The organism is Azospirillum brasilense, from assembly GCF_022023855.1.
In the GTDB taxonomy this organism is placed as follows: domain Bacteria; phylum Pseudomonadota; class Alphaproteobacteria; order Azospirillales; family Azospirillaceae; genus Azospirillum; species Azospirillum brasilense_F.
Window position 1 is genome coordinate 1,686,631 of the sequence record NZ_CP059449.1, and the last position, 16,258, is coordinate 1,702,888.

Here is a 16,258-nt window from a genome sequence, read left to right on the forward strand (position 1 = left end):
GTCATACCGCCTATGAAAAGCGTCATAAGAAATTGAGGCGAGATGTTTGAAAACCTGCCCGGTTACTGAAAAGAAAACTGCAACTCCGGAAAATTGTGAATCGATGACGGCGCCATAACATCGGTGAAACCCACATTCTGTTGAAGGTTTCTGCCGCCCGTGCTTATCATTCGTGGCGGGATGGAAAGAAAATTCACGAACCCACACAGCCGTGTGACCACCCGCGTAGGATGATGACGGGAGGGGGCATGCTGGCACTGCTGTCGAAGGCAAAGCACCCGGTGGTCGATTGGGACGCCTTGAGCCGGCGAATTCTGGATCAGAGCGCGCAGGGCTGCTGGGTGTTGGATGGCGAGTTGATCACTGTCGCAGTCAACCCGGCGCTGTGTGCGTTGCTTGGCTATCGGGCCGGGGAACTGGTCGGGACCCACCTGCTGGCCTATGTGGCCGAGGAAAGCCGAGGCGTTCTGGAGCGGCAGGCGGCCATCCGTGACCTGACCCCGCACCGCAGCTACGACGTCACCCTGACACGCTCCGATGGGACGCCGCTCCGCGTGATCTTCAACGACTCGCGGCTGGACGGCGAAGATGGTGGGACGGCGCCGGGCTTCTGCATCTTCGTGACCGACATCACCCGCCGTTTCGAAGAGGAGGCGCAGCGCGCCCTGCGGGTGGATCAATTGGCGGACGCGGTCGCGCGCATGAACCGCTTTCTGGGGCAGATCTGCCAGGAGCTGAAGGACCCGCTGAGCGCCATCCTCGGCGCCACCCAGATGATCTCCTCCGACGTGGCGTTGCCCGATCCGGCGGGCGGCAGCCCCACCCCGGGGACCGCGCATCTGGGGGCTTACGCGGCGCTGTGCAGCGACGCCGGGCGGCAGATGATGCGGACCATCGAGAACCTGTCGCTGTGGTCCCGCCTGCAGCTGAATCAGGTGCCGCTCGAACTGCGCGTCTATGAGCTGGGCGGCCTGCTCCAGGACGTGCTGGAGGATCTGGAGCCGCGCGCGCGCGCGCGCGACATCCTGATCGTCAACCGCATCGTCGCCACCCCGGTGCTGGGCGACCTGTCCGCGCTGAACACGGTGCTGAAGCATCTGATCGAGAACGCGGTGCGCTTCTCGCCCTCGGGAAGCATGGTCATGCTGTCGTCCACCCTGGCGGACGGACGGGTGACCGTGCGGGTCCAGGACAACGGGCTGGGCATTCCGGAGGAACTTCAGCCCCATCTGTTCCGCATCGATCCGCACCACACCGCGCCCGGTGCCGACGGGGAGGTGGGGAGCGGCCTCGGCCTGCTGATCTGCAAGGCTCTGATCGAGCGCATGGGCGGCGGCATCCGTGTTTTCAGCAAGCCGGGCGGCGGAACCGCGGTCACGGTGACCCTGACTCCGGGAGGAAACGCCGGATTGTAACACCAGCGAACGGATGGCTGGGCAAACCAACGCCATCGGCCGGAGGAGGGGTGGTGGGATCGGGGTGCCCCATGCGGGGGATTCGGACATTCAGTTGTCAACAGGGCACAGACCCGCGCGAAATCGCCGCGCCGGGAGTCCGGCATCAGAATCCGATTGACAGGCGTGAGCGCTGCAACACCCCCTCAATTCTGGAAAGGCAATGCATTTCAATGGTTTGTGTGACATGCCCAAAATTTGGGCAATTCGCGCTATGGCCTTGTCGCGCTTGACTCGAATCGGGAAAAGCCGGCCCTTGTCAACACAGTTATCCACAGACTCTGTGGAGAGCCTAAGCGGGAGGTGAGGACGCCAGCCCCCGGCCCATAACCTTTGGCGTGAGGCCCGTCCAATCAGAATAAGTACTTCAGATTTTAGGCTTCGCGCGTTTTTGCCGCTATAGTGGTCGCGCCTCATCCTGCCGTATTGCTCCAAATCAACCGGCTATGGATGAGTGATGACGGGAGGGGTGCCCATGCTGGATGTCTATGGGACGTCTTGCCCGGCGGCGCGTCCGCGATGGTCGTGGCGCGCGGCGACCGGTGAGCCACGGTGCCGACGCGTGCAAGGATTTGCCGGTCCGGCCTTGACGGCGGTGATGCTGTCCGCGTTGATCCTCCATCTCCTGCTGACGCTTGCCGCTCATTTGGGCGGGGCCGACATGGCCGGGGTGCTGGCGGTGGCGGTGGGCATGGCGGCGGTGCTGGTGGTCTTGCTTCCCTTTGCCCTGCTGTGTGTCCGGCGGGCTCAGGAAGCGCTGGCGGCCGGATCGGATCGCCGTGGGAGGACGGCTTCGCCGCAAGGTTGAAACGCCATTAGTCGGGGAAATCACGGTTGCCCCCTTTTGTAAGTCCGCGCATAAAGTGATGACGCCGTGGCGATGAACGGCGCTGTTCGGCGGGGGCCTGTGCATGGGGTTGTTCGATTTTCTGAAGGTGACCGTCAAGGACGAGAAGAAGGCGGCGCCGCGCCGCCCCAACGCGTCCGCGAGCCCGTCGAACGTGATCGAGTTCGACGGCAAGAGCTTTCCCTTGGCCGGGGTCAGCCACAAAGGCTTCGTGGCGACCGGCTTCGACGGGTCCCTGATCCCCAGCCAGACCGCGCGCATCACGCTGCGGGTCGACGACACCTATGGCAAATTCAGCTTCGCCGCCACCGTGACCATCGAGGAGGTCAAGGGCGGATCGGTGTCCGGTGCCTGGAACATGCTGCCGCCGGAGGTTGAGGCGACCATCCGCAAGTACCTGCAGATCCGCAAGCAGAAGACCGGAAAGTAAGGGGCACGGTCTCGACCGGGCGACCGCCGTTCAGTTGGCGGTGCGGAGCGTCGCGTCGCCGGCTTTCCCTACGGCCTTGACAGCGGTGTTCGCCCCGCCGTTCACCAGGGTCGGGGCCATGGCCGTGGCCGGCGTGGCGATCTGGTGCATCCGCTCGATCCATTCCGACAGGGTGACGAACTCGCAGCCCTTCGCGCGCATCGCGGCGATCACGCGGGGCAGGGCGTTGAGGGTGGACGGGTAGGTGGAGTGCAGCAGCAGCACGCTGCCGGTTCCCGCCTCGGTCTTCACATGCTGCACGATGCGATCGGGGTCGCGGACCTGCCAGTCACGGGTGTCCACCGTCCACAGGACCGGGCTCATGCTTTCCTCGCGGGCGATGGCCAGAAGGTCCGGCGTGTAGCGCCCATAGGGCGGCCGGAACAGCACCGGGTTGGCGCCGAATCCGCGCAGGATGCGGTTGGCCTCGGCGATCTCGTGGCGCTGCGCCTCGGGGTCCATGGCGCGCAGGTCGGCGTGCGTCAGGCTGTGGTTGCCGATCTCGTGCCCGGCGGCGATGAAGTCGCGGATCACCTCGCCCTGGTTCTCGGCGACGCTGGCGACCGGAAAATAGGTCGCGGGGATCTTTTCGCGGTTCAGCACGTCCAGGATCTGGCGGGTGACCACCCGGTGCGGCCCGTCGTCGAAGGTGAGGGCGCACAGGTTCCAGCCCTCCTCCTTCAGCGTCGCCGGCATGACGTCGAGCGCCGTGTCGGGAATCACCGCGCCCAGCCGGCCCTTGCGGCGCACCGACTTCTCGATGGCGGCCATGGTCCGGGCGGCTTCCGGGGGGTAGGTGATCGCGCCGTCGGCCTTGCCGTCCCCGCCGGGGCGGGGCGGGGGGAGTTGCGCGCTGTCGGTGGGCGGTCTGGTCTCCGGTGCTTGGGGCGATGCCTGAGGCGGCGCGGGCAGGGGAGGCGCGGGGGGAGGCGCGGACGGGGGTGCGTCAAGGACGAGGCAGCCGAACCCGGCGCCGAGCATGCGGCGGCACAGCGCCGTCACGTCCAGCCCCACCGGGGCGGTGGCCCGCAGGGCGACGCCCTCGCCCTGGCGCCGCGCGTCGAGCGAAACGACCGCCGGGCTGAGGCCGTCCGCCAGATCGGGCGAGCGGCGGCGCAGGCTGTCCCACGCCCACCAAGCATCCCCTTCCCTTTGGAAGAGACCGAGTTGCAGCAGCGATGGTCCATCGGCGGCGCGGGCGGCGCCAGCCGGGAGCGCCATCAGCACTCCCGCGGCCAGCGGCAACGCGAACAGGGAGGAGCGGAAACGGCGCATGCCCGTGAGGAGGGAGGACGTGAGGGAGCGTCCGTGTTCAGGCCGATTCACACGTTTCTCCTCCGGATCATCGCCGTCGTCGAATACCACCCCTTCGGGATTAATTCAAACGGCGCGGCCTCCATTGGTTCGCCCGCTCCGATCATCCCTTCGGGAGGAACCTTCGGTGTTCCGGCGCGGTTGACGGGGAGCGCGCCCGGCCCAAAGCCCTATCCCGCAGCAGGGTGCGGGCGGCGCGGAACAAGAACGGAAAGGAGGCAGCCCGGATGGCGGATGATTTGGAAAGCCGGATCAGAGCGCGCGCTCACCAGATCTGGGAGCGTGAAGGCCGTCCGGAGGATCGCGCCGAAGACCATTGGAAACTGGCGAGCGAGGAAATCGCCATCGAGGACAATTACCGGGACACCCTGCGCCCGAATCCGGCGCGCGGTCCCGACGACACCGCGGAGCGGATCGAGCCGGTCGAACCCGTGCTGAGCATGGAAAGCCAGGGTGAGATGCCCGGCATCGCCGACCAGGGCGAGGAATTCCGCATTCCCGGCCAGGCCCGCGACTCCTGACGGCGGCTCCCACCGCTTTCCTCACGTCGTGCTTAGAGAGGACCCCCATGGACACGAACCTGGAAATCGCCTTCCACAATATGGACTCCCAGCCGGAGTTGGAGGCCTACATCCGCGAACGGGCGGAGAAGACGGAAAAGCTGTTCGACCGGCTGGTCGGCATGCGGGTCGCCGTGGAAGCCCAGCATCGCCAGCACAAGACCGGCAACGTCTTCGACGTCCACATCGAGCTGATGGTGCCGGGCCAGGACATCGTGGTCAGCCGCAAGCCGAACAAGGCGAAGGAGCGCTACGCCAACCCCGACGCCCGCACCTCGATCCGCGACGCCTTCGAAGCCGCGGAGCGGCAGTTGAAGGAATACAAGGACAAGATGCGCCGCGACGTGAAGGTCCATGATCCGGAACAGCCGGGCCGGGTCTCGCAGCTCAACCCGACCGAGGATCACGGCTTCATCACGACCAACACCGGGACGCAGCTCTATTTCCACCGGAACAGCTGCCTGAACGTCGACATGGACCAGCTCAAGACCGGCGACCCGGTGAAGTATGTGGAAACCGCGGGCGACACCGGCCCGACCGCCTCCAAGGTCTGGCGGGCGTCCGGGTCCGACACCGAATTGCGGGCCACCTGACGAGAAAGCCCCCGCCAATCGGCGGGGGTTTTTTTCTTGGAATGGTTTTTCTTGGAACTCTTGGAACGGACTTCCTTGAATTCAGGCTCTCTGGGCCGGGGGCATCGGATCGGCCGAGGTCGGACCGGTCGGGTCCGGCGCGGCCGTAGGGACGGGATCCTCGTTCAGGTCGTAGATGTCCGGGTGCAGGCGGACGGCATCGCGGTCGTCCACCGTCGCGGTCCAGTAGACGAAGCGCACCGGCACCGGCTGGGTAAGCTTGATCCACTGCGGCTCCTGCCGGTCCAGCATGCGGTCGAGCCGCGCGGTCGAGACATGCTCGGTCGCCAGAAGCGCCTCGGCCATGCCGCGCGCGTCCTCCAGGCGGACGCAACCGGAGCTGACGGTGCGGATCTCGCGGTCGAACAGCCGCGGCTCGTTGGTGCCGTGCAGATAGATGTTGTAGGGATTGGTCATGTTGAACCGGTACCGGCCCAGCGCGTTGTGATCGCCCGGCTGCTGGACGATCCGCACGCGGCGCGGCGAGACGTTGCGCCAGTCCACGACGCCCGGCTCGACCGGGGCGCCGTCCAGATAGACCACCGCGTTGGCGATGCCCGGCGTGCCCTTGGCCCGCAGCAGGGGCAGCTTGTCCTCCTTCAGGACGGTCGGCGGCACGGTCCAGGTCGGGTTGACGATGACGTGGGTGATCTGGTCCTGGAGCAGCGGCGTCTCGCGCGACGGGCGTCCGACGATCGAGCGCATGGTCAGCGCCTCCTCCCCGTCACGGACCAGCGTGGTGGTCTGGCTGGGCAGGTTCACCAGGATCACGGTCTCCGGCGCGGTGTCGCGGAAGGCGCGCATGGACAGGGCGCTGCGCCGCATCTGGGCGGCGGCCTCCTGCGGGCTGCGATCCAGCGCCACCCGCGTGCCGCCGCCGACCAGCCCGTCGACCTTCATGCGCTGGCTGAACTGGAAGGCGCGCACCGCGGTGTCCACATCCTCGTCGTACAGATCGCCCTGGCGCAGCCGGTCGAGGAAACCCAGTTCGGCCAAACGCTGCGTCAGCCGCTCCACGCGCTCGCCGCTGCTGCCCCTCTTGAGAAGCGGTCCGGACCCGATTCGGGTGATGGGACGCTCCGGCTCCGCCTCCAGCACCATGGCGGCGGCGTCCAGCCGGTCGGCCCAGCCGGTCAGCGTGTCGCGGTAGGGGGCCGCCTCGGCGGTGGTCGGCGTGGCGGCCGTGCCAGCGATCACGGACAGCGCCAGCGTCAGCGCGGCCAGGACCGGCGCCGGGCGGCGTCGTTGGTCGGTAGGCGTCTGGGATGTGTGCATGATCCGTCCTCGGCTGACAGGTGGTCCGATCCCCCGTCCTTTCTATCGAATGTAGTACGTGAAGCCCCGTCCGGCGAGGCGGGGACGCGCGTTCCAGGGGTCGGGAAATCGGCGTACGGCCTCCGGCCAGGGGGCAACCATTGCGCGTGGGGGCGCCGGAGGCCGATTTGTGACCGATTCGGGCCATTTTCGGGTTGATCCCGGTCAAGCCCTAGCCTATAGGGAATAGTCGTTCGCTATGACCACAATATTTTGGTCCTATTCGAACAATCCCTAGGGGGCCGTCCGGCGCTGGAACGGTGCGGCCCGATCACCAAAATGCATAGGGAGTGATGCTTTTGGGGAGTGACGACCGTGCCGCGCCGATGAATGGGCGCGAGACTGGCCGCCGTGGGTTTCTGACCTTCGCCGCCGCGACCCTGACCGCCTTGGCCGTTCCGGTCCTGGTGCCCGCCGGGCCGGCCCTTGCGGCACCCCTGGCCGGCGGCGTCCGCCGACTGGCCCTGCACAACATCAACACCAACGAGCAGTTCAGCGGAGTCTATTGGGCCGACGGCGCCTATCGACCGGACGCGCTGAAGAAGCTGGACGTGTTGCTGCGCGATCATCGGGCCAAGCAGGTCGGTCGATACGATCCGCGCCTGTTCGACGTCCTGGCCCGCCTGCACCACACGCTGGACAGCGACGAGCCCTTCCGGGTCATCTGCGGCTACCGGTCGCGCCGCACCAACGCCATGGCCCGCCGCCGCTCGCGCGGGGTGGCGAAGGAAAGCTACCACACCCGCGGCATGGCCATCGACGTGATGCTGCCGGATGTCGAGTTGAAGGCCATCGCCACCGCGGCCCGCGGCATGGAGGCCGGCGGCGTCGGCTACTACCCGCGCAACGGCTTCGTGCACATCGACACCGGGCCGGTCCGCACCTGGTGACCTGCAGGCCCATGTGGATGACGCATCGCCGCGGGCGTCATAGGCTGAGTTGCCGTACGCCCTGTTCCGGGCGCCTGCCCAGTCGGTAGGCACCCCGGAACCATGGCCCGACGCGCCGGTTGCTCCAATCGGAATTCCCCGAACGAGCAACACGGAGGGCGACGAAGGCGATGTTCTGCAAACACGACCTGGAACGACTCCTGACCGTCGATGCCGCCCCGGCGGTGTCCATCTTCCTGCCCACCCACATCGCCGGGCGCGACATCCGCCAAGACGTGATCCGGCTGCGCAACCTGCTTGCCAAGGCCCAGGACCAGCTGTGCGAAAAGCACGGCCTGCGCCGGCCCGACGCCGAAGCCTTCCTGAAACCGGCGTCCGACCTGCTGGAGCAGAACGAGTTCTGGCGCCACATGGACCGTGGCCTGGCCATCTTCCTGGCCAAGGGCGTGTCGGCCATCCACCGCGTGCCCGTTGAACTGCCGGAGGAGGTGGTCGTCAACTCCCGCTTCACGCTGCGGCCCCTGCTGCCGCTGCTGGCGGACGACGGGGCCTTCATGATCCTGGCCGTCACCGCTGGGCGGGCCCGCCTGTTCTGCGCCACGCGCCACGGCATCGCGGAGGAGGATGCCGATCTGCCGCAGGGCGTCGCGGAAATCCATGCCGAAACCAATTACGAGAACAACCTGCATTCGGCCCCGCCGGCCCGCCATGCCGACCGCACGGACCGCGGCGGCGTGTCGATGGTCAAGACGCACAACTTCGGCGAAGACCCCGAGGAACTGCGCAAGGCCCATCTCATCGAGTATCTCGGGCGGGTGGCCGGCCGCGCGCGCGATCACCTGAAACCGTTCCGTGGTCCGCTGGTGCTGGTGGCCGACGAGGAAATCCAGGGGCATCTGCGCAGGGATGCGCATCTTCAGGGGATGCTGGAAGAGGGGGTCGTGACGAACCCCGATGCCCTGGAGATCGACGACCTGCATCGACGCGCCTATGCGGTGGTCCGGCCAATGTTCGAATCGACGCGGCGGACGGCGGTGGAACGGTTCAACGCCCTCTACGGCGACCGCAACACGGCGGAGCGTACGACGACGCGGGCCGAGGACGTGATGGTGGCGGCGCGCGAAGGGCGGGTCGGGGTCCTTCTGGTGGCTGAGAACGACAAGGTCTGGGGCCATTTCCGGGAGGACTATCACCGGGCCTTCCCGTTGCATCACGAGACGGATGGCGCTATCGACCTCGTCGAGGAGGCCGCCACGGAAACGCTGCTGCGCGGCGGAGAGGTGCATGTGGTGACCAAGGCGGAACTGCCGTCCGGTGCCTCGACCGCGGCGATCCTGCGTTTCTGATTCTGACGTCCTGGAGTTTTCCGGCAGCGGGGTGGTGTCCGATGGCGCCGCCCCGTTGTCGTTCCGCCGTCAGGTGGACGCCTTGCTGGGTTTGCCGGTGGGCGCCTTTCCAGCGCGGTAGATGTCCGCCGGGTCCCAGACGGCGCCGTGACGGCGCCGCTTGCCACCGGTCGTCGTCTCGGCCTTGGCGCGGGGCTTGACGGTGGCCTTCAGGACCATCTTGCCGGCTGGCACCGCCGGCACCGCCGGCACCGCCGGCACCGCCGGCACCGCCTTCGCCGCCGCCGGAGCCGTCAGCATGATCGCCTCGCGCGGGAAAGCCTTTGCCGGTATGGCGGCCGAGGACGCGGCTTCGGGTGGCCCGTCATGCTCGTCCTCGCGTGCGTCATGCAGATGGGGGGACAGGGAACTTAGCAGCGAGAGAAGCTCGTCGCCCACGCCCTCCGGTGCCGCCCGCCACAAGCGAAGCATGCGCGCCTCGCGGCGACTGATCGAACTGTCGCTGATCCGGGCGTTGTCCGCTGCGGGCGTTTTTCCGACCGGGACCTGCGGGTCGTCGTAACAATCGAAGAAAAAACTGACGGGAACGTCGAGTACCTGTCCCAGGCGATAAAGCGTTCCGGCGGAAATGCGGTTGGAGCCCCGCTCATATTTCTGGACCTGCTGAAACGTCAGGCCGATGGCTTCGCCCAGCTTCTCCTGACTCATACCCAGCAAGGTGCGGCGCATGCGCACGCGCTGCCCGACATGAGCGTCGACCGACCAGGATTCGGGCGACCCGCGTCGCCCTCTTTTGCGTGCCGCAAGTTCGCTCATGGACCCGGAACTCCAATGCTTGCGAATAAATATGTAGGATTTGAGAATGTCGCTTGGATTGTTTGCACAGAACTTTCCAGCAGGCAAGCGGAATCTCCGAGATTACTGCGCCGATGCCATGACTTGGACAGGCATTATGGCATATGGACTCTCTGGAGCCCTTGTTGCGGCGGGATGCTGAAAACACTGATTGCGGGGGTATGCCAGCATCGCGCGTGCCGGTTGCGGTGCCGGTCCGGCGTGAGGATTGGGAAACAAACGAAGAGAAACGGCGCGGTGTGCGTGCTGAACATGTCGAATTGTGGTGATTCTGAGCCCGCGGCTTGGTGTGGAAACACTTTGATAATCAAATTCGGATAGGTCGCATGGGATAGAGTTCGCGCCACAGGCAGCGCCGGTCCGGCAGCATCGGGGCGGGGGTGCCGGTGGGCGGCGATGGTTGGCGGCGACGCTCCCCTGCGCCGCCGGATCGCAATCAAAGGATCAGGTCGATGCAGACAAGCAGTCTGGCGGGGCGCTTCAAGGTTGGAACCCGCATTTACTTCGGTTTCCTCGTGGTTCTGCTGCTGCTGGCGGTGGTCGTCGCGATCGGCGTGAGAGGCCTCGGGGTGGCGCGGGACGGCTTCGAGTCCTATGCGGCGGTGAGCAACCACTCGATCCAGGTCAGCTCCATCGACGCGCAGGTCGCCCAGATGCGCCGCCTCGCCTTGACCTTCAACACGTTCGGCGACCCGAAGGTGGCGGACCAGGTGCGTGCCGTCCAGGCGACCCTCGTGAAGGACCTGCGGGGTGCACTGGATGGAACGACCGGTGAGCGCCGCGCCCTGCTGGAGCGGATGAACCAGGTCTTCGCCAACTACGTGACCGACTTCAACACGCTGGCGGAGCTTCGCCTGCGCCGCGACCGCCTTTACGCCGAGCAGCTCGTCCCGGCGGGGGAGAAGGCGCGCGAGACCGTGTCGCAGCTCGTCTCCACCCTGATCGCCGACGGCGAGCACGAGGCGGCGGCCAACGCCGCCCTCGCGCAGGAGCAGCTGCTGATGGCGCGGCTGGCCGCGTCGCGCTTCTTCACCAGCCCGAACGAGTCGATCATCACCGAGGTGTCGGCCCGCGACGACGCCTTCGGCGAGGCCATCCGCCGGGCGACGGAGCGGCTGAACAACCCGGCGCGCCGGGCCGCGGCGCTGGCCGCCGACCAGCTGGCCGACCGCTATGTCTCGCTGTTCCGCGAAACCGCCGCCGTCATGCTGGAAAACACCCGGCTGGTCGACGTGATGGGCGCGCGCGGCGTCGAGTTCGCCGAACTGTCCGACCGCACCGTCGCGATCGAAGGCAAGGACCGCGACGCTGTGCTGGCCGAAACCACCGGCAGCATGGACCGCACCCTGTCGGCCAACATGACGATCGCGGCCGGCGCCTTCCTGTTCGGCCTGCTGCTGGCCTGGGCGGTGGCGCGGTCCATCGTGAAGCCGGTCGTGTCGATGACCGAGACGATGACCAACCTCGCCGACGGCGACCTGACGGTGACCATCCCGGCGCTGGCCAACCGCGACGAGATCGGGCGGATGGCCCAGGCGGTGCAGGTGTTCAAGGACAACGCCATCCAGAAGAAGGCGATGGACGAGGCCGAGCGCGAGCGTCTGGAGGCCGAGCGCCGCGCCGACGAGGCGCAGCGCGCCCGCGAGACGGCGATCGGCGAGGAGATCGCCGCGCTGATCGACGGCGTGTCGAAGGGCGACCTGTCGCGCCGACTCGATCTGACCGGCAAGGACGGCTTCTATCGGACGATGTCGGAGGGCATCAACCGCCTGACCGACACGGTGGAGGCGGTCATCGCCGACCTCGGCGCGGTGCTCAGCGCGCTTGCCCAGGGCGACCTCAACAAGCGGGTGGAGCGCGATTACCAGGGCGCCTTCCAGACGCTGAAGACCGACGTCAACACCACCTCCGCCAAGCTGTCGGAGATCGTCGGCCAGATCCTGCGCGCCACCGACGCGATCTCCGGCGCCGCGTCCGAGGTCTCGCTGGGGTCGAGCGACCTCGCGGAGCGGACGGAGCAGCAGGCCTCCTCGCTGGAGGAGACGGCGGCGAGCATGGAGGAGCTGGGCGCCACAGTGCGCTCCAACGCCGACAACGCCCAGCGCGCCAACGGCATGGCCGCCGACGCCCGCACCGCCGCGGAGTCGGGTGGCACGGTGGCGGACTCGGCCATCGACGCGATGAAGCGCATCGAGGCGTCGAGCCGCAAGATCACCGACATCATCGGGGTGATCGACGAGATCGCCTTCCAGACCAACCTGCTGGCGCTGAACGCGGCGGTGGAGGCGGCGCGGGCCGGCGACGCGGGCCGTGGCTTCGCCGTGGTGGCCCAGGAGGTGCGCAACCTCGCCCAGCGCTCCGCCCAGGCGTCCAAGGAGATCAAGGGGCTGATCCTCGACAGCGACAGCCAGGTGAAGGACGGGGTGGAGCTGGTCAAGAAGGCCGGTGACGCGCTGGAGGGCATCGTGTCGGGCGTCCAGCAGGTCGCCGGGCTGATCGCCGAGATGGCCTCGGCGTCTTCGGAACAGGCGGCGGCGCTCGACGAGATCAACGCCACCGTCTCGCAGATGGACGAGATGACCCAGAAGAACGCAGCCCTCGTCGAGGAAACCACTGCCGCCGCACAGTCGCTCGCCAACCAGGCAACGGACCTGCGGTCGCTGGTCAGCTTCTTCAAGCTGGACGCCGCGGCCTTCATGGCGGCTCCCGCCGGTCATCAAGGCGGCGGGGCTCCGGCTCTGCGGCGCAGCATCGCCCCGACCAAGCCGGCCCCCGCCAAGCCGGTGGCTCGCAAGGCGGCGGCTACGGCCCGTTCGGCGACGGCGGGCAAGGCGGCCGCGGCGACCCTGCAGCGCGCCTCCGCCGACGAGGACGATTGGAAGGAGTTCTGACCAGGTCGCGCTGAAAAAAGCGTGCGATGGAAAAGGCGGCGCGGACGTTTGTCAGGGAAGGCCATCACACCAACCGGGAGTGACGAACCCATGACCGCGCGCCGCCTCAACTCCGTGAAAATCATGGTGCCCCTGGTCCTTGCCGGCGCCCTGTGGGCGGGGCCGGTGGGGGCCGCCGACACGCCGCCCCCACCCGGCGCGCCCTCCACGCCGGGCGAACAGGCCCGCCAAGGGGTGGAACTGCTGATGAAGGCGCTGGAGGGGTGGGTGCGGCAGGTGCCGATGTTCGCTCCCCCCGAAGTCACGCCGGAAGGCGACATCGTCATCCGACGGCTCGACCGCTCCCGTCCGTCACCACTCAATCCGGCACCGGGCGAGCCAGCGCCGCCGAAGCCCGAACCCCCGGTGCCGAACGCGCCGACCGACCTGTAGGGCGGCGGCAAAGCCCGATACAGTCTGTCACGCAGCGCGGCGATGTGGTTTCCGATGCCCGGCGGAGCCCTCGGAAAGGCTTAACGGCCCCTTAATTCATAGTTAATAACGAGTTAACGACCGTTTGCGAGCCGAACAGAGGCCGCATCGACCCGTCTGCGTGACGCGCTGTATCGGCCTTTCCGCCCCGCTGGTCAGCCGGCGTGCCAGGGGCCGCCCGGACGGGCAAACCCTTCCACCTGATCGCGCAGCTTCTGGATCTGCGATGGGGTGAGGGTGAGGCCAAGCCTCGTGGCGAAGGCGGCGGCGAGAGCGCCGCGCGTCGGGCGCTCCCCGCGGTCCGACAGGGCGCGGTACAGTTCGAACGCCGCGGCATAGCGCCGCAAGGCTTCCGGACGGCGGCGCAGCTGGGCCGCCTGCGCAGTGGCGGCCTCCTCCAGATGGGCTTCCAGGCGGCGCAGGGCGTCCGTCGCCGACAGGGCGGGCAGGGCGACGGGCGGCTCCGCTTCACGCTCGGGCCGGCCGATGGCCGCCTTGGCGCGGTGCCGCCGCTGGCGCAAGCGGTCCTCGTTGCGCAGCCGCTCCGCATAGGCGGGATCGCTGCGCCGCCGTTCGGTGCGGTTCCGGTTGGCGCGGGCGTTGCGTTCCTCCCGGTCCGCGCGGCTCTGCGGATCGCTGAGAAGGAAGGCGAGTTCCTCCGCGGTCAGGCGCAGGGAATCGGTGCTGGGGTCGTTTTCGGCAGTCATGCCGAAAGCAACGTTCCAGGCCCCCTTTCCGATCCATGCAACCAAAGAAGGTCACAGGCGCCGGCGCCGTCACGGCGTGTCCGGTCACGGCGATTTCGCTGTCCATCGCAACGGCGCCTCGTGCTAGAGAATGCCCCCGACACGACACGTCACCCATTTCACAGCAGACGGGACCCGGCCGGCCATGACCCCCAGGCAAGCCCTCCAGCAGCGCCTCGCCGCCCTGGACGCGCATCTCCGCGCGGAAAACCCGAACCTCCTCCCGGTCATCCCGACCTTCCGCAATTTCGACCGGGTCCTGGTCCGGCTGGGCCTGCTGGGGCCGCACGAGTCGCTGACCACGCGCATTCCCTGGTGGCCGATGATCGCGGTGCTGGGCACCTTCTCGGCGGGCAAGTCCACCTTCCTCAATGGCTATCTCGGCGCGCCGCTGCAGAACACCGGCAACCAGGCGGTGGACGACAAGTTCACGGTGATCTGCCACGGGCCGGAAACCCGGCGGGAGGCCCTGCCGGGCACCGCGCTGAACGCCGACCCGCGCTTCCCCTTCTACCGGATCGCCGACGAGATCGAGAAGGTCGCGGCGGGCGAGGGCAAGCGCATCGACAACTACCTGCAGCTCAAGACGCTGTCCGGCGATCGGGCGCGCGGCAAGATCTTCATCGACTCGCCGGGCTTCGACGCCGACGACCAGCGCCGCTCGGTCCTGCGGCTGGTCGACCACATCGTCGAGCTGTCCGACCTCGTGCTGGTCTTCTTCGACGGGCGCCACCCGGAGCCGGGGGCGATGCAGGACACGCTGAAGCATCTGGTGGCGAAGACGGTGGACCGCGCCGACGCGCGCAAGGTCTGCTACATCCTGAACCAGATCGACACCACGGCGAAGGAAGACAATCTGGAGGCGGTGTTCGGCGCGTGGCAGCGCGCCATCGCCCAGGCCGGTCTGGTCTCGGGCCGCTTCTACGCGCTCTACGACAGCAAGTCGGCGGTCGCCATCGCCGACGACGCGGTGCGCGCCCGCTACGAGGCGCGGCGCGACTCCGACCTCGCCGAACTCCAGGTGCGCATCAACGAGGTGGAAGTCGCCCGCGCCTACCGCATCGTCGGTATGATCGACAGCCTCGTGAAGGAGCTGAAGGGCGAGATCGTCCCGCAGCTCACCGCGGCGATGAAGCGCTGGCGCAAGCTGGTGCTGATCGGCGACGCGGTGTGGCTGGCCCTGCTCGCCCTGCTGTTCGGCGGGATCGCCAGCCTCGCCGGCGGCGACACGGTGTCGGCCTTCCTCACTTGGCTGACCCAGTCGCAGCCGGCCTGGACCGGCGGCCTGCCGATCGGGGTGCTGGTGGCGCTGGTGGTCCTGGCCGGTCTGTTCGGCGCCGGCCATTTCTGGCTGCGCTCCTTCATGGGCCGCCGGGTCGCCCGCAGCCTGCCGGAGCGCTACGGCGACGTGGACCTCAACCTGCAGCAGGGCTTCCTGCGCAACACCCGCTTCTTCCGCTCGATCTTCCGCAAGAAGCCGGTGGGCTGGAGCGGCGGCGCCGAGAAGCGCATCTTCTCCATCCGCGAGGCGGTGGCGGAGCATGTCCAGCGCATCAACGACCTGTTCACCGACCCCGCCGGGCGGCGCAACCGCGCCCCGGCGGAATGAGCGGACGTCTGTAGGAGAGGGGGTAGAGGATAGGCGATGGCGGGGCGGCGGTGTCTTCTGGCCATGCTCCTGCTGCTGGCGGCCATCGGTCCCGTCCGGGCGGCCCCGCTCGACTCGGCCCTGGACCTGGTCACCGGCAACGACTTCGCCCCCTTCACCGGAGAAGATCTTCCGGAGGGCGGCCTGCTGACCGACATCGTGCGCCGCGCCTTCGACGAGGTCGGGTTGCGTTATGGCGTGCGCTTCATGCCCTGGCGCCGCGGCTACGACGGCGTGCTGGCGGGCAAGTTCCTGGGCACCTTTCCCTACGTCCGCACGCCGGACCGGGAGATGGAGATGCTGTTCTCCGACCCGCTTCTGGAGGTGCAGCAACTCGTCTACCTGTCCGCCCCAGCGGCATGGAGTTCCGGACGCCGGAGGATTTCCGGGGACGGGCGGTCTGCGCTCCGGTCGGCTATGCCTTGCCGGCGGAACTGGCGGAGCTGGCCGCGGCGGGCGCGCTCACGCGGGAGGGCCCGGCGGATCTGCCGACCTGCGTGCGGATGGTCGCCTCGGGCCGGGTGGACGCCTTCGTCGTCGACGAGTTCACAGGGGCGGAGCGCGGTGGCGAAGGCGATGGCGGGGGACGAGATCCGCGTCGCCCCCTTGCCCTACGCCCGTGCCGGGCAGCACCTGTTTCTCTCCCGCTCGCTGCCGGAGGCGGCGGCGATCCTGGCCGCCTTCAACGCCGGATTGAAGAAACTGAAGGACGGTGGAGCCTTCGAGGAGATGTTGCGCCGCCATCTGTCCGCCGCGCCGTGAGGCGTTTGGCGCCGAAGGGGGCAGAACACGCCGAATGGGCGTAACGATTGCGCCATGCG

At 67.9% G+C, this 16,258-nt stretch carries 15 protein-coding genes; 11 read left to right on the top strand and 4 right to left on the bottom strand.

Annotation, left to right across the window (positions count from 1 at the left end):
* Positions 1-248: 248 nt before the first annotated feature.
* From H1Q64_RS07985 to H1Q64_RS07995, 3 genes are all read left to right on the top strand, one after another.
* On the top strand, positions 249-1,415 hold the full coding sequence (locus H1Q64_RS07985) for a PAS domain-containing sensor histidine kinase (protein WP_237903089.1): 1,167 nt from the start codon (positions 249-251) through the stop codon (positions 1,413-1,415).
* A gap of 625 nt (positions 1,416-2,040) precedes the next feature.
* Positions 2,041-2,262, top strand: a complete 222-nt coding sequence (locus H1Q64_RS07990; RefSeq protein ID WP_237903090.1) for a hypothetical protein — start codon at positions 2,041-2,043, stop codon at positions 2,260-2,262.
* A gap of 103 nt (positions 2,263-2,365) precedes the next feature.
* On the top strand, positions 2,366-2,731 hold the full coding sequence (locus H1Q64_RS07995; protein WP_237903091.1) for a hypothetical protein: 366 nt from the start codon (positions 2,366-2,368) through the stop codon (positions 2,729-2,731).
* A gap of 30 nt (positions 2,732-2,761) precedes the next feature.
* Here the strand turns inward: H1Q64_RS07995 and H1Q64_RS08000 are convergent, their stop codons facing one another.
* Entirely contained in the window at positions 2,762-3,991 is a 1,230-nt protein-coding gene (locus H1Q64_RS08000) for a polysaccharide deacetylase family protein (RefSeq protein ID WP_237903092.1), read from the bottom strand.
* A gap of 320 nt (positions 3,992-4,311) precedes the next feature.
* Here H1Q64_RS08000 and H1Q64_RS08005 point away from each other — a divergent pair, with 320 nt between their 5' ends.
* A complete protein-coding gene (locus H1Q64_RS08005; protein WP_237903093.1) occupies positions 4,312-4,605 on the top strand; it encodes a DUF2934 domain-containing protein in 294 nt (97 codons plus the stop codon).
* A gap of 47 nt (positions 4,606-4,652) precedes the next feature.
* Positions 4,653-5,237, top strand: coding sequence for an HPF/RaiA family ribosome-associated protein (locus H1Q64_RS08010; RefSeq protein WP_237903094.1), 585 nt, complete (start codon positions 4,653-4,655; stop codon positions 5,235-5,237).
* 81 nt (positions 5,238-5,318) lie between these two features.
* Here H1Q64_RS08010 and H1Q64_RS08015 read toward each other — a convergent pair whose 3' ends face one another.
* Positions 5,319-6,551, bottom strand: coding sequence for a L,D-transpeptidase family protein (locus H1Q64_RS08015; protein ID WP_237903095.1), 1,233 nt, complete (start codon positions 6,549-6,551; stop codon positions 5,319-5,321).
* Positions 6,552-6,883: 332 nt separating this feature from the next.
* Between H1Q64_RS08015 and H1Q64_RS08020 the strand changes: the two genes are divergently transcribed.
* Together H1Q64_RS08020 and H1Q64_RS08025 are read left to right on the top strand one after the other, a co-directional pair.
* The gene (locus H1Q64_RS08020) at positions 6,884-7,480 is read left to right on the top strand and encodes a DUF882 domain-containing protein (protein WP_237903096.1); all 597 of its coding nucleotides are present in this window, start codon (positions 6,884-6,886) and stop codon (positions 7,478-7,480) included.
* Positions 7,481-7,650: 170 nt separating this feature from the next.
* Positions 7,651-8,826: a hypothetical protein gene (locus H1Q64_RS08025; protein ID WP_237903097.1), complete on the top strand. Its 1,176-nt coding sequence runs from the start codon at positions 7,651-7,653 to the stop codon at positions 8,824-8,826.
* Positions 8,827-8,895: 69 nt separating this feature from the next.
* Here H1Q64_RS08025 and H1Q64_RS34100 read toward each other — a convergent pair whose 3' ends face one another.
* Positions 8,896-9,642 (bottom strand): helix-turn-helix domain-containing protein, encoded by a 747-nt coding sequence (locus tag H1Q64_RS34100; RefSeq protein WP_419468803.1) that lies wholly within the window; start codon positions 9,640-9,642, stop codon positions 8,896-8,898.
* 491 nt (positions 9,643-10,133) lie between these two features.
* On the opposite strand from H1Q64_RS34100, the gene H1Q64_RS08035 reads away from it, so the two are divergent.
* Both H1Q64_RS08035 and H1Q64_RS08040 read left to right on the top strand, forming a co-directional pair.
* Positions 10,134-12,572: a methyl-accepting chemotaxis protein gene (locus H1Q64_RS08035; RefSeq protein ID WP_237903098.1), complete on the top strand. Its 2,439-nt coding sequence runs from the start codon at positions 10,134-10,136 to the stop codon at positions 12,570-12,572.
* 90 nt (positions 12,573-12,662) lie between these two features.
* On the top strand, positions 12,663-13,004 hold the full coding sequence (locus tag H1Q64_RS08040) for a hypothetical protein (RefSeq protein ID WP_237903099.1): 342 nt from the start codon (positions 12,663-12,665) through the stop codon (positions 13,002-13,004).
* A 194-nt stretch (positions 13,005-13,198) separates the two neighbouring features.
* On the opposite strand, the gene H1Q64_RS08045 is transcribed toward H1Q64_RS08040, so the two are convergent.
* Positions 13,199-13,750, bottom strand: coding sequence for a hypothetical protein (locus tag H1Q64_RS08045; protein ID WP_237903100.1), 552 nt, complete (start codon positions 13,748-13,750; stop codon positions 13,199-13,201).
* Positions 13,751-13,934: 184 nt separating this feature from the next.
* Between H1Q64_RS08045 and H1Q64_RS08050 the strand changes: the two genes are divergently transcribed.
* Together H1Q64_RS08050 and H1Q64_RS08055 are read left to right on the top strand one after the other, a co-directional pair.
* On the top strand, positions 13,935-15,398 hold the full coding sequence (locus H1Q64_RS08050; RefSeq protein ID WP_237903101.1) for a dynamin family protein: 1,464 nt from the start codon (positions 13,935-13,937) through the stop codon (positions 15,396-15,398).
* Positions 15,399-15,461: 63 nt separating this feature from the next.
* Complete coding sequence (locus tag H1Q64_RS08055) at positions 15,462-16,199, top strand: transporter substrate-binding domain-containing protein (protein WP_237903102.1); 738 nt, start codon at positions 15,462-15,464, stop codon at positions 16,197-16,199.
* Positions 16,200-16,258: the final 59 nt, after the last annotated feature.

Bases quoted from the DNA above. Each gene is read 5' to 3' on its own strand.
- H1Q64_RS07985 (WP_237903089.1), top strand. From the start codon at position 249: ATGCTGGCACTGCTGTCGAAGGCAAAGCACCCGGTGGTCGATTGGGAC.
- H1Q64_RS07995 (WP_237903091.1), top strand. From the start codon at position 2,366: ATGGGGTTGTTCGATTTTCTGAAGGTGACCGTCAAGGACGAGAAGAAG.
- H1Q64_RS08000 (WP_237903092.1), bottom strand. From the start codon at position 3,991: ATGGCGCTCCCGGCTGGCGCCGCCCGCGCCGCCGATGGACCATCGCTG.
- H1Q64_RS08005 (WP_237903093.1), top strand. From the start codon at position 4,312: ATGGCGGATGATTTGGAAAGCCGGATCAGAGCGCGCGCTCACCAGATC.
- H1Q64_RS08010 (WP_237903094.1), top strand. From the start codon at position 4,653: ATGGACACGAACCTGGAAATCGCCTTCCACAATATGGACTCCCAGCCG.
- H1Q64_RS08015 (WP_237903095.1), bottom strand. From the start codon at position 6,551: ATGCACACATCCCAGACGCCTACCGACCAACGACGCCGCCCGGCGCCG.
- H1Q64_RS08020 (WP_237903096.1), top strand. From the start codon at position 6,884: ATGCTTTTGGGGAGTGACGACCGTGCCGCGCCGATGAATGGGCGCGAG.
- H1Q64_RS08025 (WP_237903097.1), top strand. From the start codon at position 7,651: ATGTTCTGCAAACACGACCTGGAACGACTCCTGACCGTCGATGCCGCC.
- H1Q64_RS34100 (WP_419468803.1), bottom strand. From the start codon at position 9,642: ATGAGCGAACTTGCGGCACGCAAAAGAGGGCGACGCGGGTCGCCCGAA.
- H1Q64_RS08035 (WP_237903098.1), top strand. From the start codon at position 10,134: ATGCAGACAAGCAGTCTGGCGGGGCGCTTCAAGGTTGGAACCCGCATT.
- H1Q64_RS08040 (WP_237903099.1), top strand. From the start codon at position 12,663: ATGACCGCGCGCCGCCTCAACTCCGTGAAAATCATGGTGCCCCTGGTC.
- H1Q64_RS08045 (WP_237903100.1), bottom strand. From the start codon at position 13,750: ATGACTGCCGAAAACGACCCCAGCACCGATTCCCTGCGCCTGACCGCG.
- H1Q64_RS08050 (WP_237903101.1), top strand. From the start codon at position 13,935: ATGACCCCCAGGCAAGCCCTCCAGCAGCGCCTCGCCGCCCTGGACGCG.
- H1Q64_RS08055 (WP_237903102.1), top strand. From the start codon at position 15,462: ATGCTCCTGCTGCTGGCGGCCATCGGTCCCGTCCGGGCGGCCCCGCTC.